The sequence below is a fragment of the Anoxybacillus dikiliensis genome, assembly GCF_050613275.1.
Taxonomy (GTDB): Bacteria; Bacillota; Bacilli; order Bacillales; family Anoxybacillaceae; genus Anoxybacillus.
Genome location: NZ_CP187112.1, coordinates 1772554 through 1789749, shown reverse-complemented (window position 1 = coordinate 1789749; position 17196 = coordinate 1772554). Strand labels below are relative to the sequence as shown.

The window sequence follows — 17196 nt, the reverse complement described above, 5'->3', positions numbered from 1 at the left end:
GTGACGAAAAAACAAAGGGGTTGAGCAGATGAGATGAAGCTACAATCGTTAATCACCAAAGCAACCCAATTTCCTGAAGCAACCGTAGCTGTTGCGGCAGCTGAAGACGAAGAGGTGTTAAAAGCGGTCGCACAAGCGTTACAAGCAGGATTCGGGCGATTTATTTTATATGGCGATGAATCCGTTTTATCGCGTCTTATTCCCGAATATGTTCAAGACGAAAATCGCGATGCCATTCGCATCGTTCATGCTTCGACAAAAGAAGAAGCAGCCCACATGGCCGTCAAGGCGGTACATGGAAAAGAAGCAAGCGTTCTAATGAAAGGAAACGTACCGACAGCAACGATTTTAAAAGCGGTGCTCAATAAAGAATATGGACTTCGCACAGGCCGAGTTTTGTCACATGTTGCCTTGTTTCAAGTACCGCATTACGAACGGCCGATTCTCGTCACAGATGCAGCGATGAACATTTCGCCTGATCTGCAACAAAAAACAGAAATCATTATGAACGCGGTACAAGTGGCGAAAGCGATTGGTATTCATACCCCGAAAGTTGCGCCGCTCGCCGCTGTTGAAGTTGTGAATCCAGCGATGCCAGCTACGATTGATGCAGCAGCGTTGTCGCTTATGAATCAACGCGGACAGCTAAAAGATTGCATCGTCGATGGCCCGCTCGCTTTAGATAATGCCATTTCCATTGAATCGGCTCAGCATAAAGGCATTCAAAGTTCGGTGGCAGGACAGGCTGATATTTTAGTTGTACCGAACATTGAAACAGGAAATGTGCTATATAAATCGCTTGTCTATTTTGCCCGCGCGCAAGTAGGAGCGATCATCGCTGGCGCGAAAGCACCAATTGTATTAACATCGCGCGCGGATTCAGCAGAAAGTAAATTGTATTCATTAGCATTAGCTATTTGTGCAACGAACAAATAACAAGGGGGAATGAAAGATGGAGATTTTCAAATATATGGAGCAATACGACTATGAGCAATTAGTATTTTGCCAAGATAAAGAATCAGGATTGAAAGCGATTATTGCGATTCATGATACAACGCTTGGACCAGCATTAGGCGGCACGCGCATGTGGATGTATGAATCAGAAGATGCAGCGATTGAAGATGCGCTTCGTTTAGCGCGTGGGATGACGTATAAAAACGCAGCAGCTGGCTTGAATCTTGGCGGTGGAAAAGCGGTCATCATTGGGGATCCACGAAAAGATAAAAACGAAGCGATGTTCCGTGCGTTCGGTCGCTTCATTCAAGGGTTAAACGGTCGCTATATTACAGCGGAGGATGTTGGGACAACAGTTGCTGATATGGATATTATTTACGAAGAAACAGACTATGTGACAGGGATTTCACCAGCGTTCGGTTCGTCTGGAAATCCTTCTCCGGTTACGGCGTACGGCGTTTATCGTGGAATGAAAGCAGCAGCGAAAGAGGCTTTTGGTAGCGATTCACTTGAAGGAAAAGTGATCGCGGTACAAGGGGTCGGCAACGTCGCTTATAATTTATGCCGCCATCTTCATGAAGAAGGGGCGAAGCTTATCGTTACAGACATTAATAAAGAAGCGGTGCAACGCGTTGTTGAAGAGTTTGGCGCACAAGCCGTTGACCCGAACGATATTTACAGCGTAGACTGCGACATTTTCGCTCCGTGTGCCCTTGGTGGTGTAATTAACGACCAAACGATTCCTCAATTAAAAGCGAAAGTCATTGCGGGAGCTGCGAACAACCAATTGCGTGAAGCAAGACATGGCGACATCATTCATGAAATGGGTATTGTTTACGCGCCAGACTATGTGATTAACGCGGGTGGTGTCATTAACGTAGCGGATGAGCTATACGGATACAACCGCGAACGTGCGATGAAAAAAGTTGAACAAATTTATAACAATATTGAAAAAGTCATCGAAATTGCGAAGCGTGACGGCATTCCGACATACCAAGCAGCAGACCGTTTAGCTGAAGAGCGCATTGCCAAAATGCGTCAATCACGCAGCCAATTTTTACAAAACGGTCAACACATTTTAAGCCGTCGCCGCACACGTTAAACATAACAAAGCGAGGACGGATCGTTCTCGCTTTGTCGATGATAAAAATGGAGGGTCAAACATTGCAAGAACATTCATTTCGCATCTTAGTCATTAATCCGGGATCGACGTCAACGAAAATCGGCGTCTTTGATAACGAGCGCTCCATTTTAGAGAAAACGATTCGACATGATACGGAAGCGTTGCGAGCGTATAAAAAAATTATCGACCAATATGAATTTCGTAAACAAACGATTTTAGAAACGCTTGATCATGAAGGGATCAACATTTCAAAACTTGATGCGGTATGTGGGCGCGGAGGCTTGCTTCGTCCGATCGAAGGTGGCACGTATGCTGTCAATGAAGTGATGTTGCAAGATTTAAGACGTGGATACTCAGGTCAACACGCTTCCAATCTTGGCGGTATTTTAGCGCACGAAATTGCTTCCGCATTAAATATTCCAGCATTTATTGTCGACCCAGTCGTTGTAGACGAACTTGACCCGATCGCTCGCATTTCTGGTTTTTCGTTAATCGAGCGTCGCAGCATTTTCCATGCATTAAATCAAAAAGCGGTCGCTCGTCGCGTCGCCAAACAGATGGGAAAAGCATATGAAGAAGTCAATTTTATCGTCGCACATATGGGCGGTGGAATTACCGTTGGCGCGCATAAATGTGGGCGCGTCATCGATGTCAATAACGGATTAGACGGGGAAGGTCCGTTTAGCCCAGAACGTGCTGGGACTGTTCCAGCTGGCGACCTCGTCTCCCTTTGTTTCTCCGGTGAGTATTATCGCGAAGAAGTGATGCGCATGCTCGTTGGAGGAGGAGGTCTAGTTGGGTATTTAGGGACGAACGATGCGGTGAAAGTTGAAAAAATGATTGAAAATGGCGATGAAAAGGCGAAACTCGTTTATAGCGCGATGGCATACCAAGTAGCGAAAGAAATTGGAGCGGCAAGTGCAGTGTTAGCTGGGAAAGTCGACGCCATCATTTTAACGGGTGGTTTAGCATACGGAAAACAGTTTGTGAAAGAAATTGCTGATCGGGTACAATGGATTGCCGATGTCATCGTGCAACCAGGGGAAAATGAATTGCAGGCACTTGCTGAAGGGGCACTTCGCGTGTTGCGTGGAGAAGAAGAAGCGAAACAATATCCACAAGCGGTCAAAACAACGGTTTAAGGGGATGAAACGATGGCTAAAGAGTACGATGTTGTGATACTTGGCGGTGGAACAGGCGGATATGTTGCCGCCATTCGTGCGGCCCAACTCGGTTTAAAAACAGCAGTTGTTGAAAAAGGAAAGCTTGGGGGCACGTGTTTGCATGCAGGATGTATCCCAAGCAAAGCATTATTGCGCAGCGCAGAAGTGTATGCTCAAACGAAACAAAGCGAAACGTTTGGCGTGTTCGCCAGGGAAGTGCGTTTAGATTTTGGTCAAGTACAAGCGCGCAAACAAGCGATTATTGATCAACTGCATAAAGGGATCCACATGTTAATGAAAAAAGGAAAAATCGATGTATATGAAGGAATAGGACGCATTTTAGGACCATCTATTTTTTCACCGATGCCTGGAACGATTTCGGTTGAGATGAATGATGGAACGGAAAATGAAATGCTTGTACCAAAATACGTCGTGATCGCAACAGGATCTCGTCCACGCACGTTACCGGGGTTAACCATTGATGGACAATTCGTTATGACGTCAGATGAAGCGTTGCGCATGGAAACGTTGCCAGCTTCCATTATCATCGTCGGTGGTGGAGTTATCGGAATTGAATGGGCATCGATGTTAAACGATTTTGGTGTCGATGTGACGGTCGTTGAATACGCGAATCGTATTTTGCCGACAGAAGACCGCGACGTATCAAAAGAAATCGAGAAAATATTAAAGCAGCGCGGGGTGCGCATTGTTACAAAAGCGAAAGTATTGCCTGACACGCTTGTTGTTGAGAACGGTGTGCGTATTCATGCAGAGATCAATGGACAAAACGAAACGTTTACAGCTGAAAAAATGCTCGTTTCTGTCGGACGTCAAGCGAACGTTGAAGGCATTGGATTAGAAAATACTGATATTGTCGTCGAAAAAGGGTTTATTCAAACGAACGAGTATTATCAAACGAAAGAAAAGCATATTTATGCGATTGGCGATGTGATCGGTGGTTTGCAACTTGCCCATGTCGCTTCACATGAAGGAATCATCGCGATTGAACATCTTGCTGGACATACTGTTCATCCACTTGATTATACGATGGTGCCAAAATGCATTTACAGTCGTCCGGAAGCGGCAAGTGTTGGTTTAACAGAAGAAGAAGCAAAAACAAAAGGATATGACGTGAAAGTCGGCAAATTTCCGTTTAAAGCGATCGGCAAAGCGCTTGTGTATGGGGAAGCTGAAGGATTTGTAAAAATCGTCGCCGATGCAAAAACAGATGATGTACTCGGTGTGCATATGGTTGGTCCGCACGTCACAGATATGATTTCCGAAGCTGGATTAGCGCGTGTGCTCAATGCAGCCCCTTGGGAAATTGCCCACACGATTCATCCGCATCCGACGCTGTCAGAAGCGATGATGGAAGCGGCGCTCGCTGTTGATGGAAAAGCGATTCATTTTTAAAGGAGGAATGAATGATGGCGGAAAATCGTCATAAACAACTCGGTTTAAGCGATGAAACCGTTTTACAAATGTATGAAACGATGGTGTTAGCGCGTAAAATTGACGAGCGGATGTGGCTATTAAACCGCGCAGGTAAAATTCCATTCGTTATCTCTTGCCAAGGACAAGAAGCGGCGCAAGTCGGAGCGGCATTCGCTTTAGATCGCACGAAAGACTACGTCTTGCCTTATTATCGTGACATGGGTGTTGTATTAACGTTCGGTATGACACCGACAGAATTGATGCTTTCAGCATTTGCGAAAGCGGAAGATCCAAACTCTGGCGGTCGCCAAATGCCAGGGCATTTCGGGAAAAAGAAAAACCGAATCGTCACCGGTTCTTCACCTGTTACAACACAAGTGCCACATGCGGTTGGCATTGCGTTAGCAGCAAAAATGGAGAAAAAAGATTTCGTATCGTTCGTGACATTTGGTGAAGGGTCGTCAAACCAAGGCGACTTCCACGAAGGAGCAAATTTTGCAGGCGTTCATAAGCTGCCGGTCATCTTTATGTGCGAAAACAATAAATATGCCATCTCTGTTCCAATTGAAAAACAATTAGCATGCGAAAAAGTGTCAGACCGTGCGATCGGCTACGGCATGCCAGGATATACAGTAGACGGTACAGATCCGCTTGAAGTATATCGCGTCGTGAAAGAAGCAGCAGATCGTGCGCGCCGTGGTGAAGGTCCAACATTAATTGAAACGGTCGCTTATCGCTTAACAGCGCATTCATCAGACGATGACGATCGCGCATATCGTACACCAGAAGAAATTGCTGAAGCGAAAGCAAAAGATCCAATTTACTTATTTGCGAACTACTTAAAAGAAGTAGGCGTATTAACGGATGAACTGGAAAAAGAAATTGTTGATCGCGTGATGAAACAAGTGAACGAAGCGACAGACTACGCAGAAAAAGCACCATACGCACAACCAGAACATGCGTTGAAATACGTGTACGCAGAGGAGGAATAAACATGCCTGTCATTTCATATATCGATGCCGTTACGATGGCCATTCGCGAAGAAATGGAACGTGACCCGCGCGTATTCGTACTTGGGGAAGATGTCGGAAAAAAGGGGGGCGTATTTAAAGCGACGCAAGGGCTTTATGATCAATTTGGGGAAGAGCGCGTCATTGATACGCCGCTTGCAGAGTCTGCGATCGTTGGTGTCGGGATCGGTGCGGCGATGTACGGATTACGCCCAATTGCGGAAATTCAATTTGCGGATTTTATTATGCCTGCTGTCAACCAAATTATTTCTGAAGCGGCGCGCATTCGTTATCGTTCAAATAACGATTGGAATTGTCCGATTGTTATTCGTGCGCCGTACGGTGGCGGCGTTCACGGAGCGTTATACCACTCTCAATCTGTTGAAGCAATTTTTGCGAATCAACCGGGATTAAAAATCGTCATGCCATCTACCCCATACGATGTGAAAGGGTTATTAAAAGCGGCTATTCGTGATGAAGATCCGGTGCTGTTTTTTGAGCATAAGCGAGCATATCGTCTCATTAAAGGGGAAGTGCCAACAGACGACTATGTGCTTCCGATCGGTAAAGCAGATGTCAAACGTGAAGGAGAAGACATTACAGTTATTACTTACGGCCTATGCGTTCATTTTGCTTTGCAAGCTGCTGAAAAATTGGCGCAAGAAGGCATTTCCGCTCACATTTTAGATTTGCGTACTGTCTATCCGCTCGATAAAGAAGCGATTATTGAAGCCGCAAGCAAGACAGGAAAAGTATTGCTTGTGACAGAGGACAATAAAGAAGGAAGCGTCATGAGCGAAGTAGCGGCGATTATTGCAGAACATTGCTTATTCGATTTAGATGCACCAATTATGCGACTAGCTGGTCCAGACGTTCCAGCTATGCCATATGCACCAACGATGGAAAAATTCTTTATGGTCAACCCGGATAAAGTCGAAAAGGCGATGCGCGAATTGGCGCAGTTTTAAGGAGGAGTCACGATGGCGATTGAGAAAATTACAATGCCACAGCTTGGTGAAAGTGTAACGGAAGGAACGATTAGCCAATGGCTCGTATCGGTTGGCACTCGTGTGAACAAATACGATCCGCTTGCGGAAGTGATGACAGATAAAGTAAATGCGGAAATCCCATCTTCATTTGCGGGTGTCATTAAAGAAATTATCGCAAAAGAAGGGGAAACGTTGCCAGTTGGTGCTGTCATTTGTACGATTGAAGTTGAAGGAGAAGGCACAGAAACGGCGGAAACGAAACGAGAAGAAGCACCGAAAGCGGAAGCGCCGGCAGTGCCAGCACAAGCAGCAGCGCCGAAAAAACCAGCGGGAGAAAAAGGCCGCTATTCGCCAGCCGTTCTTCGCCTTGCCCAAGAGCACAACATCGACCTTGAACAAGTACAAGGAACAGGCATGGGCGGACGCATTACGCGCAAAGACTTGTTGAAATTGATCGAATCCGGCAACATCCCGACGACAAGTCAAGTGCCAACAGCTCCGATTCAAGAGTCTGTGCAGTCGGTGCAAGAAGCACCAAAAGCGGAAACCCCTGTTGCGGCAACACCAAAACAAGTCGCTGCGCCTAACGTACCGGTTCAATCAGGCGATATTGAAATTCCAGTGACACCAGTTCGTAAAGCGATTGCGACAAACATGCTTCGCAGCAAACATGAAGCACCGCACGCATGGACGATGGTTGAAGTCGATGTGACAAACTTAGTTGCTTATCGCGATTCGATTAAAGACGAATTTAAAAAGCGCGAAGGCTTTAACTTAACGTATTTTGCGTTTTTTGTAAAAGCGGTGGCTCAAGCGTTAAAAGAATTCCCACAAATGAACTCGATGTGGGCAGGAGATAAAATTGTTCAAAAGAAAGATATTAACATTTCAATTGCCGTAGCAACAGATGACGCCTTATTCGTTCCAGTCATTAAACATGCTGATGAAAAATCAATTAAAGGCATTGCGCGTGAAATCGCTGAATTAGCAGCGAAAGTGCGCGCAGGTAAGCTCCGTCCGGAAGATATGCAAGGGGGGACATTTACGGTCAATAACACAGGTTCGTTCGGTTCGGTGCAATCGATGGGAATCATTAACTACCCGCAAGCAGCGATTTTACAAGTGGAATCGATCGTGAAACGCCCGGTTGTAAAAGACGGCATGATTGCTGTTCGCGATATGGTTAACCTTTGCTTATCGCTCGATCATCGCGTACTTGACGGTTTAATTTGCGGTCGCTTTTTAGCGCGCGTCAAAGAAATTTTAGAGCATGTAACAAAAGAAAACACACCAATTTACTAATTTATGATGAGGAGGGTAACGAGTTGTTATCCTCTTCTTCTTATATCAATGATTTCTCTTTTCTTCCTTTCAACGATGTACTACAATAAAAAATGTAACGAATATTTTCAAAAATAAGAAAAGAAAGCGTTTTAACAACAAAGGGGGATGGGGTGCCACAATGAAACAAATATCGTTTCCGATTCCAAGCTATGATGAATGGAAACAAGAAGTTGAGAAATCGCTAAAAGGAAAACCGTTTGATCGATTATATGCCACAACATATGAGCAAATTCAATTAAAACCGATTTATACACGCGCTGATTTAGAGGGGGTGCCTATTGAACAATATCCAGGTTTTCCTTCATATGTGCGCGGAACAGAAGTAGAAGGATATATAAAAAAGGCATGGGAAGTCAGTCAACAGTGCCAGGCTTCGACACCTGAACGATGGAATGCGCTCATGAAACATCAACTTGAACGTGGACAGACAGAAATTCATGTCGTATTGCCAAAGCTAAACTTTTCTGTTCAAACGCTCGAACAAGTTGAAGCAATGTTTTCAAATATATGTTTGGAAGACTACTCTCTTCGAATCGATACAGGAGCATGTTCCTTTCCGTTTTTTCCGTTATTGGTCGAGTATATAAAGGAAAGTGGACAACCGCTTGACCGCATAAGCGGAACGATTGGCATGGATCCACTTGGCACCCTTGCAGTAACAGGAAAGCTTTCTATGCCACTTTCCCATTTATACGATACAATGGCGGATGTGACGAAATGGGCGAAAACACATATGCCACATGTGAAAACAATTCTTGCTCATGCTGATCCGTACCATAATGGGGGAGGCCATGCGATTCAACAGCTTGCATTTGCTTTTGCCTCAGCGGTAGAGTATATAAACGAATGTCTCGAGCGTGGATTGCCGATTGACGACGTAGCCAACCGTATCGATTTTTCTTTCCCTGTTGGCTCACATTTCTTTATGGAAATCGCGAAGCTACGTGCTGCGCGACTCATTTGGTCAAATATTGTGCAAGCGTTCGGAGGAAGCGAACAAGCGCAAAAACTGTCCATTCACGCGCGTACGTCGTATTTTACGAAAACGATATATGATCCGTACGTGAACATGCTTCGTGCAACGACAGAAGCGTTTGCTGCGATCGTCGGTGGAGCAAACAGCCTTCATGTTTCACCATTTAACGAACCGTTTGCGACAGAAGATGAATTTGCAGAGCGCATCGCGAGAAACACACAACTTATTTTGTTAGAAGAAGCTCATATCGGAAAAGTGATTGACCCAGCTGGCGGGTCGTATTATGTAGAAACGTTGACAGCACAAATAGCAGAAGAAGCTTGGAAGTTATTTCAACAAATCGAGGCACAAGGCGGCATGACAAAAGCACTTCAATGTGGATTTGTGCAAAAGGAAATTGAGAACGTAGCAAAACAACGCGAACAACATGTGAAAGAAAGAAAAGAAAAGATCATCGGAACGAACGTATACGCAAACATCGCTGAGCCGTCAGCACCGAAACATACGTATACCTCTTACGGAAGCAATCATACGTATATCGATGTAAAAACAATGGAAGAGGCGCTTTCGCTTGTTAAACGTCGAGCGATCGCTCAACATGTTATACATGAAAATGAAAGTCCAGCCATGACTGTTTCACCGATTCGACAATGGCGTTTATCTGAGCCGTTTGAACAGCTTCGCAAAGCATCGGAACGCCATGAAGAAACAAGCGGTCAGCGTCCAACTGTGCATCTTGTAAATCTCGGTTCCATTCCAAAACATAAAGCGCGCGCCGATTTTATAACCGGCTTTTTTGAAGCGGGAGGATTTACAGTCGTAAAAAATGACGGCTATATGGCGATAGAGGAAGCCGTCAACGGCATACTTGAAGCAAACGGAACGCATTATATCATTTGCGGGACAGATGATGATTATGTAGATGCCGTTCCGCATATTGTGCGTCAAGTAAAAACGGAAAAAAGCGATGTTCGCATATATGTCGCAGGAAAACCGTCACCGGATGTTGAGGTAACGTTTACGGAAGCAGGTGTCGACGGGTATATTCATATCGGTTCAAATTGCTATGAGACGATCTTGGCGTTTATGAAAGAGATGGGGGTGAACGTGGATGGGGAAAATTAATTTTGCTAATCGGCCGTTACAATATGGAAAGCCAGTTGATGAACAAACGTGGAAAAAAGCGATCGAACAAAAAGTAAGAGCAACATTCGATAAGCTCGTATTCGAAACAAACGAACATATTGCGATCAAACCGCTATATACGAAAGAAGATATAGCAAACCTCGATTTTCTTGACTATATGCCGGGCATTCCACCATACGTTCGTGGACCATATCCATCGATGTACGTCAATCGCCCATGGACGATTCGTCAATACGCTGGCTTTTCGACAGCGGAAGAAAGCAATGCATTTTATCGTCGCAACTTAGCGATGGGGCAAAAAGGGTTGTCGGTCGCGTTTGACCTCGCCACCCATCGTGGCTATGATTCCGACCATCCGCGCGTGATCGGGGATGTTGGCAAGGCAGGGGTAGCCATTGATTCTGTGTTAGATATGAAAACGTTATTTGACGGCATCCCTCTTGACCAAATGTCCGTATCGATGACGATGAACGGTGCCGTATTGCCGATTATGGCGTTTTATATCGTGACGGCTGAAGAACAAGGAGTTAGACAAGAGCAGCTATCTGGAACGATTCAAAATGACATTTTAAAAGAATATATGGTGCGGAATACGTACATTTATCCACCAGAAATGTCCATGCGTATTATCGCAGACATTTTTGCGTATACGTCCAAACATATGCCGAAATTCAACAGCATAAGCATTTCAGGTTACCATATGCAAGAAGCAGGAGCACCTGCAGACATTGAACTTGCTTATACGCTTGCGGATGGATTAGAGTATGTACGCACAGGACTAAAAGCAGGTATTGACATTGATTCATTTGCTCCGCGCCTGTCGTTTTTCTGGGCGATCGGTATGAACTATTTTATGGAAGTAGCAAAAATGCGGGCAGCGCGAATCATTTGGGCGAAAATGATGAAGGCGTTTCATCCGAAAAACCCAAAATCGCTCGCTCTTCGGACGCATTCGCAAACATCGGGATGGAGCTTAACGGAGCAAGATCCGTTTAACAACGTCGTACGCACATGTTTAGAGGCGCATGCCGCGGCAATGGGACATACGCAGTCGCTTCATACGAACGCGCTTGATGAAGCAATTGCGTTGCCAACGGACTTTTCCGCTCGCATTGCACGCAATACGCAACTTTATTTACAAGAGGAAACAGGCATTTGCCAAGTCATTGACCCATGGGCAGGCTCGTATTATGTGGAAACGTTAACGAATGAGTTGATGAAGCGCGCATGGATGCACATTGAAGAAATCGAAAATCTAGGAGGAATGGCGAAAGCGATTGAAACAGGTTTGCCAAAAATGCGCATCGAAGAAGCGGCTGCAAGAAGGCAAGCAAAAATTGATTCCGGTGCGGAGACGATTATCGGCGTGAATAAATATCGTCCAGAAAAAGAACAACCGATTGATATTTTAGAAGTCGATAATACGGCCGTTAGAGAGCGGCAAATTGAAAAGTTAAAACAGTTGCGCGCTTCTCGTGATGAAGAACGCGTCCAACAGGCGTTACAAGCCATTACGAAAGCAGCAGAAACCGGTGAAGGAAACTTGCTTGAATTAGCGGTAGAGGCAGCGCGCGCTCGGGCGACGTTAGGGGAAATATCTGATGCGATTGAAAAAGTAGCAGGCAGGCATAAAGCGGTCATTCGTTCCGTAAGCGGCGTATATAGCGCAGAGTTTACAAACGAAGAAGAAATTGCCCGCGTCAAAAAAATGACCGATGAATTTTACGAGCTAGAAGGAAGACGACCACGCATTTTAATTGCGAAAATGGGACAAGATGGACATGACCGCGGAGCAAAAGTGATTGCAACGGCATTTGCTGATTTAGGGTTTGACGTCGATATTGGCCCGCTCTTTCAAACACCGGAAGAGACGGCGCGACAAGCGGTTGAAAACGATGTACATGTCGTTGGCATGAGCTCTCTTGCAGCAGGGCATAAAACGTTGTTGCCACAACTTGTTGAAGAGTTGCGGAAATTAGGCCGTGAGGATATTATTGTTGTCGTTGGTGGAGTCATTCCACCGCAAGACTACGAATTTTTATATGAACATGGAGCTGCAGCCATTTTTGGGCCAGGTACAATCATTCCGACAGCAGCACAAAAAGTATTGCATGAAATTTATCGACGACTCGGTTACGAGGAAGTGAGTGAATGAGCGAAGAACGGACATCTCGGCCTGAATGGGCTGATGACGGAAAGATGTTTGCAACGTCTTATGTGAAAGGAAACGATCGTGCCCATTTAGCGAAAGAAGACCGATCGATAAAACGAAAAGAACGTTCCGTTGAGGAATATGTGGCAGGGGTATTAAATAACAATCGTACTATTTTAGCGCAAGCGATCACGCTTATTGAAAGCAATGCATCAAAACATACCGAAAAAGCTCAGCGCATCTTGCATGAACTCCTTCCATATGTTGGGCGTTCGATTCGCATTGGGATTACAGGCGTTCCAGGTGCAGGAAAAAGCACGTTTATTGAAGCATTTGGACAGTTTTTATGCGATAAAGGTCATCGTGTTGCGGTGTTAGCAGTCGATCCGAGCAGCTCGCTGACAGGAGGAAGCATTCTTGGTGACAAAACGCGGATGGAAAATTTAGCGCGCCATCCGCGTGCGTTCATTCGCCCATCGCCATCTGGTGGAACGCTCGGGGGAGTGCATCGAAAAACGCGCGAAACGATGTTGCTTTGTGAAGCAGCAGGTTATGATATTATCATTGTTGAGACGGTCGGTGTTGGGCAAAGTGAAGTGGCGGTGCGTGGCATGGTTGATTTTTTTCTATTGCTCGCTTTAACGGGCGCTGGCGATGAGTTGCAAGGAATGAAAAAAGGAATAATGGAGCTCGTCGATGCAATTGTGATTAATAAAGCAGATGGAGATAATAAAGAAAAAGCAGAGCTAGCGAAAGAAGAATACAATCAAATTTTACATTACTTACGCCATGCAACGAAAGGATGGGAAACGAAAGCCTATACATGTTCTTCTCTCTATGGGGAGGGCATCGAACAAATTTGGGAAGTGATCGAACAGTTTGTGCAAACGACAAAACAGTCGGGTGTGTTTGCCGAAAGAAGAAAAGAACAGATGAAAGATTGGTTGCATACGATGATCAAAGATTATTTACACATCCGCTTTTTTCATCATCCTGCTGTTCAACAGCAGCTGCCGAATATTGAACAAGAAGTGATGGAAGGAAAGCAGCCGGTGACGATGGCTGCTCAACAACTTATTCGCCTATATGAACAAACGTAAAAGGTGTCCGTGATGGGCACTTTTTACGTAGAATGTGTTATAATGGGGGCGGAGTGTGATATTAATGTTAAAAATTGGATATAGAACAACGAAAACAGCTATTGGAACAGCAGCTGCAATTGCTATTGCTCAGTCGTTACATCTTGAGAATTTTGCTTCTGCTGGTATCATTACGCTGCTTTGTATCCAAGTGACGAAAAAAAAGTCGTTGCAAACAGCGCGTGCTCGCTTCATTGCATGTTTAATCGGATTGTTGTTTTCGTTTTTGTTCTTTGAAGGACTTGGTTATCATCCGCTCTCCATTGCTTTATTGCTTTTATTTTTTATTCCAACGACCGTCTCATGGAAAGTGACGGAAGGAATTGCAACGAGCGCAGTCATTATTTTGCACGTATATATGGCGAAAGCGATGACGTGGCAACTTTTATATAATGAACTGATGCTCATTGTTATTGGTATTGGCATCGCACTACTTGTGAATATGTACATGCCAAGTGTCGAAAAAGATTTGAAAGAGTATCAGCGTATTGTAGAAGATTTATTCCGTATTATTTTTAAAGAAATTGTCCATTATTTACGGACGAATGAAAGTTTATGGGACGGAAAAGAAATTGCGTTAGTGGGCGATACGTTAAAGCAAGCGAAGGCGCTTGCGTTGCAAAATATTGAAAATCATTTTTTACGCAATGAAGATTATTATTATCGGTATTTTCGAATGCGCGAGAAGCAATTTGAAATTATTGAGCGCATGTTGCCACTTATTAGCTCGATGACGTACACCGTCGAACAGCGCAATATGATTGCCGATTTTATCGATGAACTAAGCGATGCGATTCACCCGGGAAATACAGCGGATCGTTTTATTCAGCAACTTGAAGCGATGAAAAAACAGTTTCAACAAATGCCGCTCCCAAAGACGCGTGAGGAATTTGAACAACGGGCTGCTCTTTTGCATTTTGTGAAAGAGATGGAACAATATTTAATCATCAAAAGTCAATTGTAACGGTATGATCGCCCCCTTTTTACGCACAATAATTGAAAAAGGGTGAGATGATGCCGCTTTTGTTTGCTTTCTTTCTCCTTATTTCGCCGCTTTGGCCGCTTGGAGATAATCCGCGCGTTGGTGATCCAATGATTATTGTTAACAAACAAACGAATCAACTTGCTTTTATTCGTCATGGCAAAATTGAACGTATATACCCAGTAGCGACAGGAAAGACGAATGCGCTCACACCAGAAGGATTATTTACGGTTACGGTAAAAGCGGTCAATCCGTACTATCGGAAAAAAAACATCCCAGGAGGCGCGCCAAATAACCCGCTTGGCACGCGATGGATTGGGTTTGATGCGCACGGGACAGATGGACGAACGTATGGGATTCATGGAACGAATCGACCGTCATCGATTGGAAAGTATATGACAGAAGGATGTGTACGCATGCATAATCGAGATGTCGAGGCGCTATACCCGAACGTGCCGCTCGGAACGAAGGTAGCAATCGTGAAAACAAGTCAATCATTTCAACAGCTCGGTAAAAAGTATGGAGCACTTAAATAGAACAAGCTGGCCGAAAATGGTCAGCTTGTTCTATATCCACATGCTTAATCCAGCGAGCAAAGAAGTCAAAAGCATCGAGCCGAGCATTAAATAAACAACAATTTTTTGCACTTTTTTTGAACGCATGTTCTTCACCTCTTGCTTCCTATTGTACAAACATGTTGTTTAACAAACAAGCACGAAAACATGCAAAAAAAGAAGGAAAAAGAAAAAAGATGTCGAAATACACAGATGGTTTGCAACCGAGAACAACAAAGGGGTGGGGGTCATGGAAGTAAAAAAAGTCGATCATATTGGCATTGCAGTCAAATCGTTAGATGAGGTGTTGCCGTTTTATACGGATACGCTTGGATTGCCTTGTGTCGGCATTGAAACGGTCGAATCGGAACAAGTCCGAGTAGCGTTTTTAAAAGTTGGCGATGTCAAGCTTGAACTGCTTGAGCCGCTCTCTGAACATAGCCCAATTGCTTCTTTTATTGAAAAGCGAGGCGAAGGCATTCATCATGTCGCGCTTGGGGTTGATCATATCGAACAGCGCATCGAGGAGTTAAAAAATAACGGCATTCGTATGATTCACGAGCAACCGAAGCGCGGTGCAGGCGGTGCACGCATCGCTTTTATGCATCCGAAGTCAGCCCGCGGCGTGTTATATGAGCTTTGTGAAAAGGTCGGTGGGCAATAATGGACATGTACGATAAAATAAACGAGTTATATGACCGCCGCCGCGAAATTGAACTCGGTGGTGGCGACGATAAAATTGCAAAGCAACACGAAAAGGGGAAATTAACGGCAAGAGAGCGCATCGATCTTTTATTAGATGAAGGGACGTTCGTTGAGTTAAATCCGTTTATTGAACATCGTTGCACCGACTTTGGATTAGCGGGGAAAAAAGGTCCGGGTGACGGCGTTGTCACAGGATACGGGAAAATCGATGGGCGAACAGTGTTTGTCTTTTCGCAAGACTTTACTGTATTCGGTGGAGCGCTTGGAGAGATGCATGCGAAAAAAATTGCGAATATTATGGATTTAGCAGCGAAAACAGGCGCTCCGATCATCGGATTAAACGATTCTGGTGGTGCGCGCATTCAAGAAGGCGTGTTGTCGCTTGATGGATACGGCCATATTTTTTACCGAAACTCGATTTATTCGGGCGTCGTTCCACAAATTTCAGTTATCATGGGTCCGTGTGCAGGAGGGGCTGTCTATTCCCCAGCGATTACGGATTTTGTATTCATGGTCGAAAAAACGAGCCAAATGTTTATTACTGGACCGAAAGTAATTGAAACGGTGACAGGAGAAAAAATTAGTGCAGAAGATTTAGGCGGCGCGCGTGTTCATAATACGATTAGCGGAAATGCTCATTTTTCAGGAGCGACAGAAGAAGACGTACTTGCCCAAGTGCGACGGCTATTCAGCTATCTTCCACAAAATTGTCAAGAAAAGCCGCCCGTTGCACCTGCACCAGAGAAAAGTGATTACCGTCCCGATTTAGCGGATGCTATTCCAATTGATGCGGTGCGTCCATACGATGTCCGAAACGTCGTGTTGCAAGTCGTTGACGAAGGATCGTTTATGGAAGTACAAAAAGATTTTGCGAAAAATATTGTCATCGGTTTTGCCCGCATAAAAGGGGAAGTTGTCGGACTTGTATGCAACCAGCCGAAGTTTATGGCCGGGGGGCTTGATATTGACTCATCGGATAAAGCGGCGCGCTTTATTCGCTTTTGCGACTCGTTTAATATTCCGATCATTACATTTGAAGATGTGACGGGATTTTTCCCAGGAGTCAAACAAGAACACGGAGGCATCATTCGCCATGGGGCGAAAATTTTATATGCGTATTCAGAAGCGACGGTGCCAAAAATTACGGTCATTTTACGAAAAGCATATGGTGGAGCATACGTTGCGTTAAATAGTAAATCGATCGGAGCAGATGTTGTATACGCATGGCCAAATGCAGAAATTGCTGTGATGGGTCCGCAAGGGGCAGCGAACATTATTTTCGCAAGCGACATTGAAAATAGTCCAAACCCAGAAGAAACGAGAGCGCAAAAAATTGAAGAATACCGCGATAAGTTTGCGAATCCATATGTTGCAGCCAAGTACGGTATGGTCGATGACGTGATTGACCCGCGCGACACGAGAATTAAGCTCGTTCAAGCGCTCGATATGCTTCGCCATAAACAGGAAGAACGTCCGAAAAAGAAACATGGAAATATTCCGTTGTAAACATATACCGCCATCTGTT

The 17196-nt window shown here is 44.8% G+C and carries 15 protein-coding genes; 14 read left to right on the top strand and 1 reads right to left on the bottom strand.

Annotated elements, in window-relative coordinates; all coding sequences use genetic code 11:
- The first annotated feature begins 33 nt into the window (after positions 1–33).
- From yqiS to ACPF7I_RS09390, 12 genes are all read left to right on the top strand, one after another.
- Positions 34–936 carry a phosphate butyryltransferase gene (gene yqiS, locus ACPF7I_RS09445; RefSeq protein WP_430743630.1) on the top strand — a complete coding sequence of 301 codons (903 nt, stop codon included), beginning with the start codon at positions 34–36 and terminating at the stop codon, positions 934–936.
- Positions 937–952: 16 nt separating this feature from the next.
- Positions 953–2056 carry a branched-chain amino acid dehydrogenase gene (bcd, locus tag ACPF7I_RS09440; RefSeq protein ID WP_009373861.1) on the top strand — a complete coding sequence of 368 codons (1104 nt, stop codon included), beginning with the start codon at positions 953–955 and terminating at the stop codon, positions 2054–2056.
- A 62-nt stretch (positions 2057–2118) separates the two neighbouring features.
- A complete protein-coding gene (gene buk / locus ACPF7I_RS09435) occupies positions 2119–3219 on the top strand; it encodes a butyrate kinase (RefSeq protein WP_430743632.1) in 1101 nt (366 codons plus the stop codon).
- 12 nt (positions 3220–3231) lie between these two features.
- A complete protein-coding gene (gene lpdA / locus ACPF7I_RS09430) occupies positions 3232–4653 on the top strand; it encodes a dihydrolipoyl dehydrogenase (RefSeq protein ID WP_430743634.1) in 1422 nt (473 codons plus the stop codon).
- Between the two features lie 14 nt (positions 4654–4667).
- Positions 4668–5666 (top strand): thiamine pyrophosphate-dependent dehydrogenase E1 component subunit alpha, encoded by a 999-nt coding sequence (locus tag ACPF7I_RS09425; protein WP_430745916.1) that lies wholly within the window; start codon positions 4668–4670, stop codon positions 5664–5666.
- Positions 5667–5668: 2 nt separating this feature from the next.
- Positions 5669–6652, top strand: coding sequence for an alpha-ketoacid dehydrogenase subunit beta (locus ACPF7I_RS09420; RefSeq protein WP_003394199.1), 984 nt, complete (start codon positions 5669–5671; stop codon positions 6650–6652).
- Positions 6653–6664: 12 nt separating this feature from the next.
- A complete protein-coding gene (locus tag ACPF7I_RS09415) occupies positions 6665–7975 on the top strand; it encodes a dihydrolipoamide acetyltransferase family protein (protein ID WP_430743636.1) in 1311 nt (436 codons plus the stop codon).
- A gap of 160 nt (positions 7976–8135) precedes the next feature.
- Complete coding sequence (locus ACPF7I_RS09410) at positions 8136–10118, top strand: methylmalonyl-CoA mutase family protein (protein ID WP_430743638.1); 1983 nt, start codon at positions 8136–8138, stop codon at positions 10116–10118.
- Positions 10105–12294: a methylmalonyl-CoA mutase gene (gene scpA, locus ACPF7I_RS09405; protein WP_430743640.1), complete on the top strand. Its 2190-nt coding sequence runs from the start codon at positions 10105–10107 to the stop codon at positions 12292–12294. The genes ACPF7I_RS09410 and scpA overlap by 14 nt, the downstream gene beginning before the upstream one ends.
- On the top strand, positions 12291–13391 hold the full coding sequence (meaB, locus tag ACPF7I_RS09400; RefSeq protein ID WP_430743642.1) for a methylmalonyl Co-A mutase-associated GTPase MeaB: 1101 nt from the start codon (positions 12291–12293) through the stop codon (positions 13389–13391). The genes scpA and meaB overlap by 4 nt, the downstream gene beginning before the upstream one ends.
- A gap of 64 nt (positions 13392–13455) precedes the next feature.
- Positions 13456–14394, top strand: a complete 939-nt coding sequence (locus ACPF7I_RS09395) for an aromatic acid exporter family protein (protein WP_430745917.1) — start codon at positions 13456–13458, stop codon at positions 14392–14394.
- A 50-nt stretch (positions 14395–14444) separates the two neighbouring features.
- Entirely contained in the window at positions 14445–14948 is a 504-nt protein-coding gene (locus ACPF7I_RS09390) for a L,D-transpeptidase (protein WP_430745918.1), read from the top strand.
- Between the two features lie 30 nt (positions 14949–14978).
- Here ACPF7I_RS09390 and prli42 read toward each other — a convergent pair whose 3' ends face one another.
- Positions 14979–15074 (bottom strand): stressosome-associated protein Prli42, encoded by a 96-nt coding sequence (gene prli42 / locus ACPF7I_RS09385; protein WP_430743644.1) that lies wholly within the window; start codon positions 15072–15074, stop codon positions 14979–14981.
- Positions 15075–15216: 142 nt separating this feature from the next.
- On the opposite strand from prli42, the gene mce reads away from it, so the two are divergent.
- Positions 15217–15630 (top strand): methylmalonyl-CoA epimerase, encoded by a 414-nt coding sequence (gene mce, locus ACPF7I_RS09380; protein ID WP_430743646.1) that lies wholly within the window; start codon positions 15217–15219, stop codon positions 15628–15630.
- A complete protein-coding gene (locus ACPF7I_RS09375; protein ID WP_430745919.1) occupies positions 15627–17177 on the top strand; it encodes an acyl-CoA carboxylase subunit beta in 1551 nt (516 codons plus the stop codon). The genes mce and ACPF7I_RS09375 overlap by 4 nt, the downstream gene beginning before the upstream one ends.
- Positions 17178–17196: the final 19 nt, after the last annotated feature.

Bases quoted from the DNA above. Each gene is read 5' to 3' on its own strand.
- yqiS (WP_430743630.1), top strand. From the start codon at position 34: ATGAAGCTACAATCGTTAATCACCAAAGCAACCCAATTTCCTGAAGCA.
- bcd (WP_009373861.1), top strand. From the start codon at position 953: ATGGAGATTTTCAAATATATGGAGCAATACGACTATGAGCAATTAGTA.
- lpdA (WP_430743634.1), top strand. From the start codon at position 3,232: ATGGCTAAAGAGTACGATGTTGTGATACTTGGCGGTGGAACAGGCGGA.
- ACPF7I_RS09425 (WP_430745916.1), top strand. From the start codon at position 4,668: ATGGCGGAAAATCGTCATAAACAACTCGGTTTAAGCGATGAAACCGTT.
- ACPF7I_RS09420 (WP_003394199.1), top strand. From the start codon at position 5,669: ATGCCTGTCATTTCATATATCGATGCCGTTACGATGGCCATTCGCGAA.
- ACPF7I_RS09415 (WP_430743636.1), top strand. From the start codon at position 6,665: ATGGCGATTGAGAAAATTACAATGCCACAGCTTGGTGAAAGTGTAACG.
- ACPF7I_RS09410 (WP_430743638.1), top strand. From the start codon at position 8,136: ATGAAACAAATATCGTTTCCGATTCCAAGCTATGATGAATGGAAACAA.
- scpA (WP_430743640.1), top strand. From the start codon at position 10,105: ATGGGGAAAATTAATTTTGCTAATCGGCCGTTACAATATGGAAAGCCA.
- meaB (WP_430743642.1), top strand. From the start codon at position 12,291: ATGAGCGAAGAACGGACATCTCGGCCTGAATGGGCTGATGACGGAAAG.
- ACPF7I_RS09395 (WP_430745917.1), top strand. From the start codon at position 13,456: ATGTTAAAAATTGGATATAGAACAACGAAAACAGCTATTGGAACAGCA.
- ACPF7I_RS09390 (WP_430745918.1), top strand. From the start codon at position 14,445: ATGCCGCTTTTGTTTGCTTTCTTTCTCCTTATTTCGCCGCTTTGGCCG.
- prli42 (WP_430743644.1), bottom strand. From the start codon at position 15,074: ATGCGTTCAAAAAAAGTGCAAAAAATTGTTGTTTATTTAATGCTCGGC.
- mce (WP_430743646.1), top strand. From the start codon at position 15,217: ATGGAAGTAAAAAAAGTCGATCATATTGGCATTGCAGTCAAATCGTTA.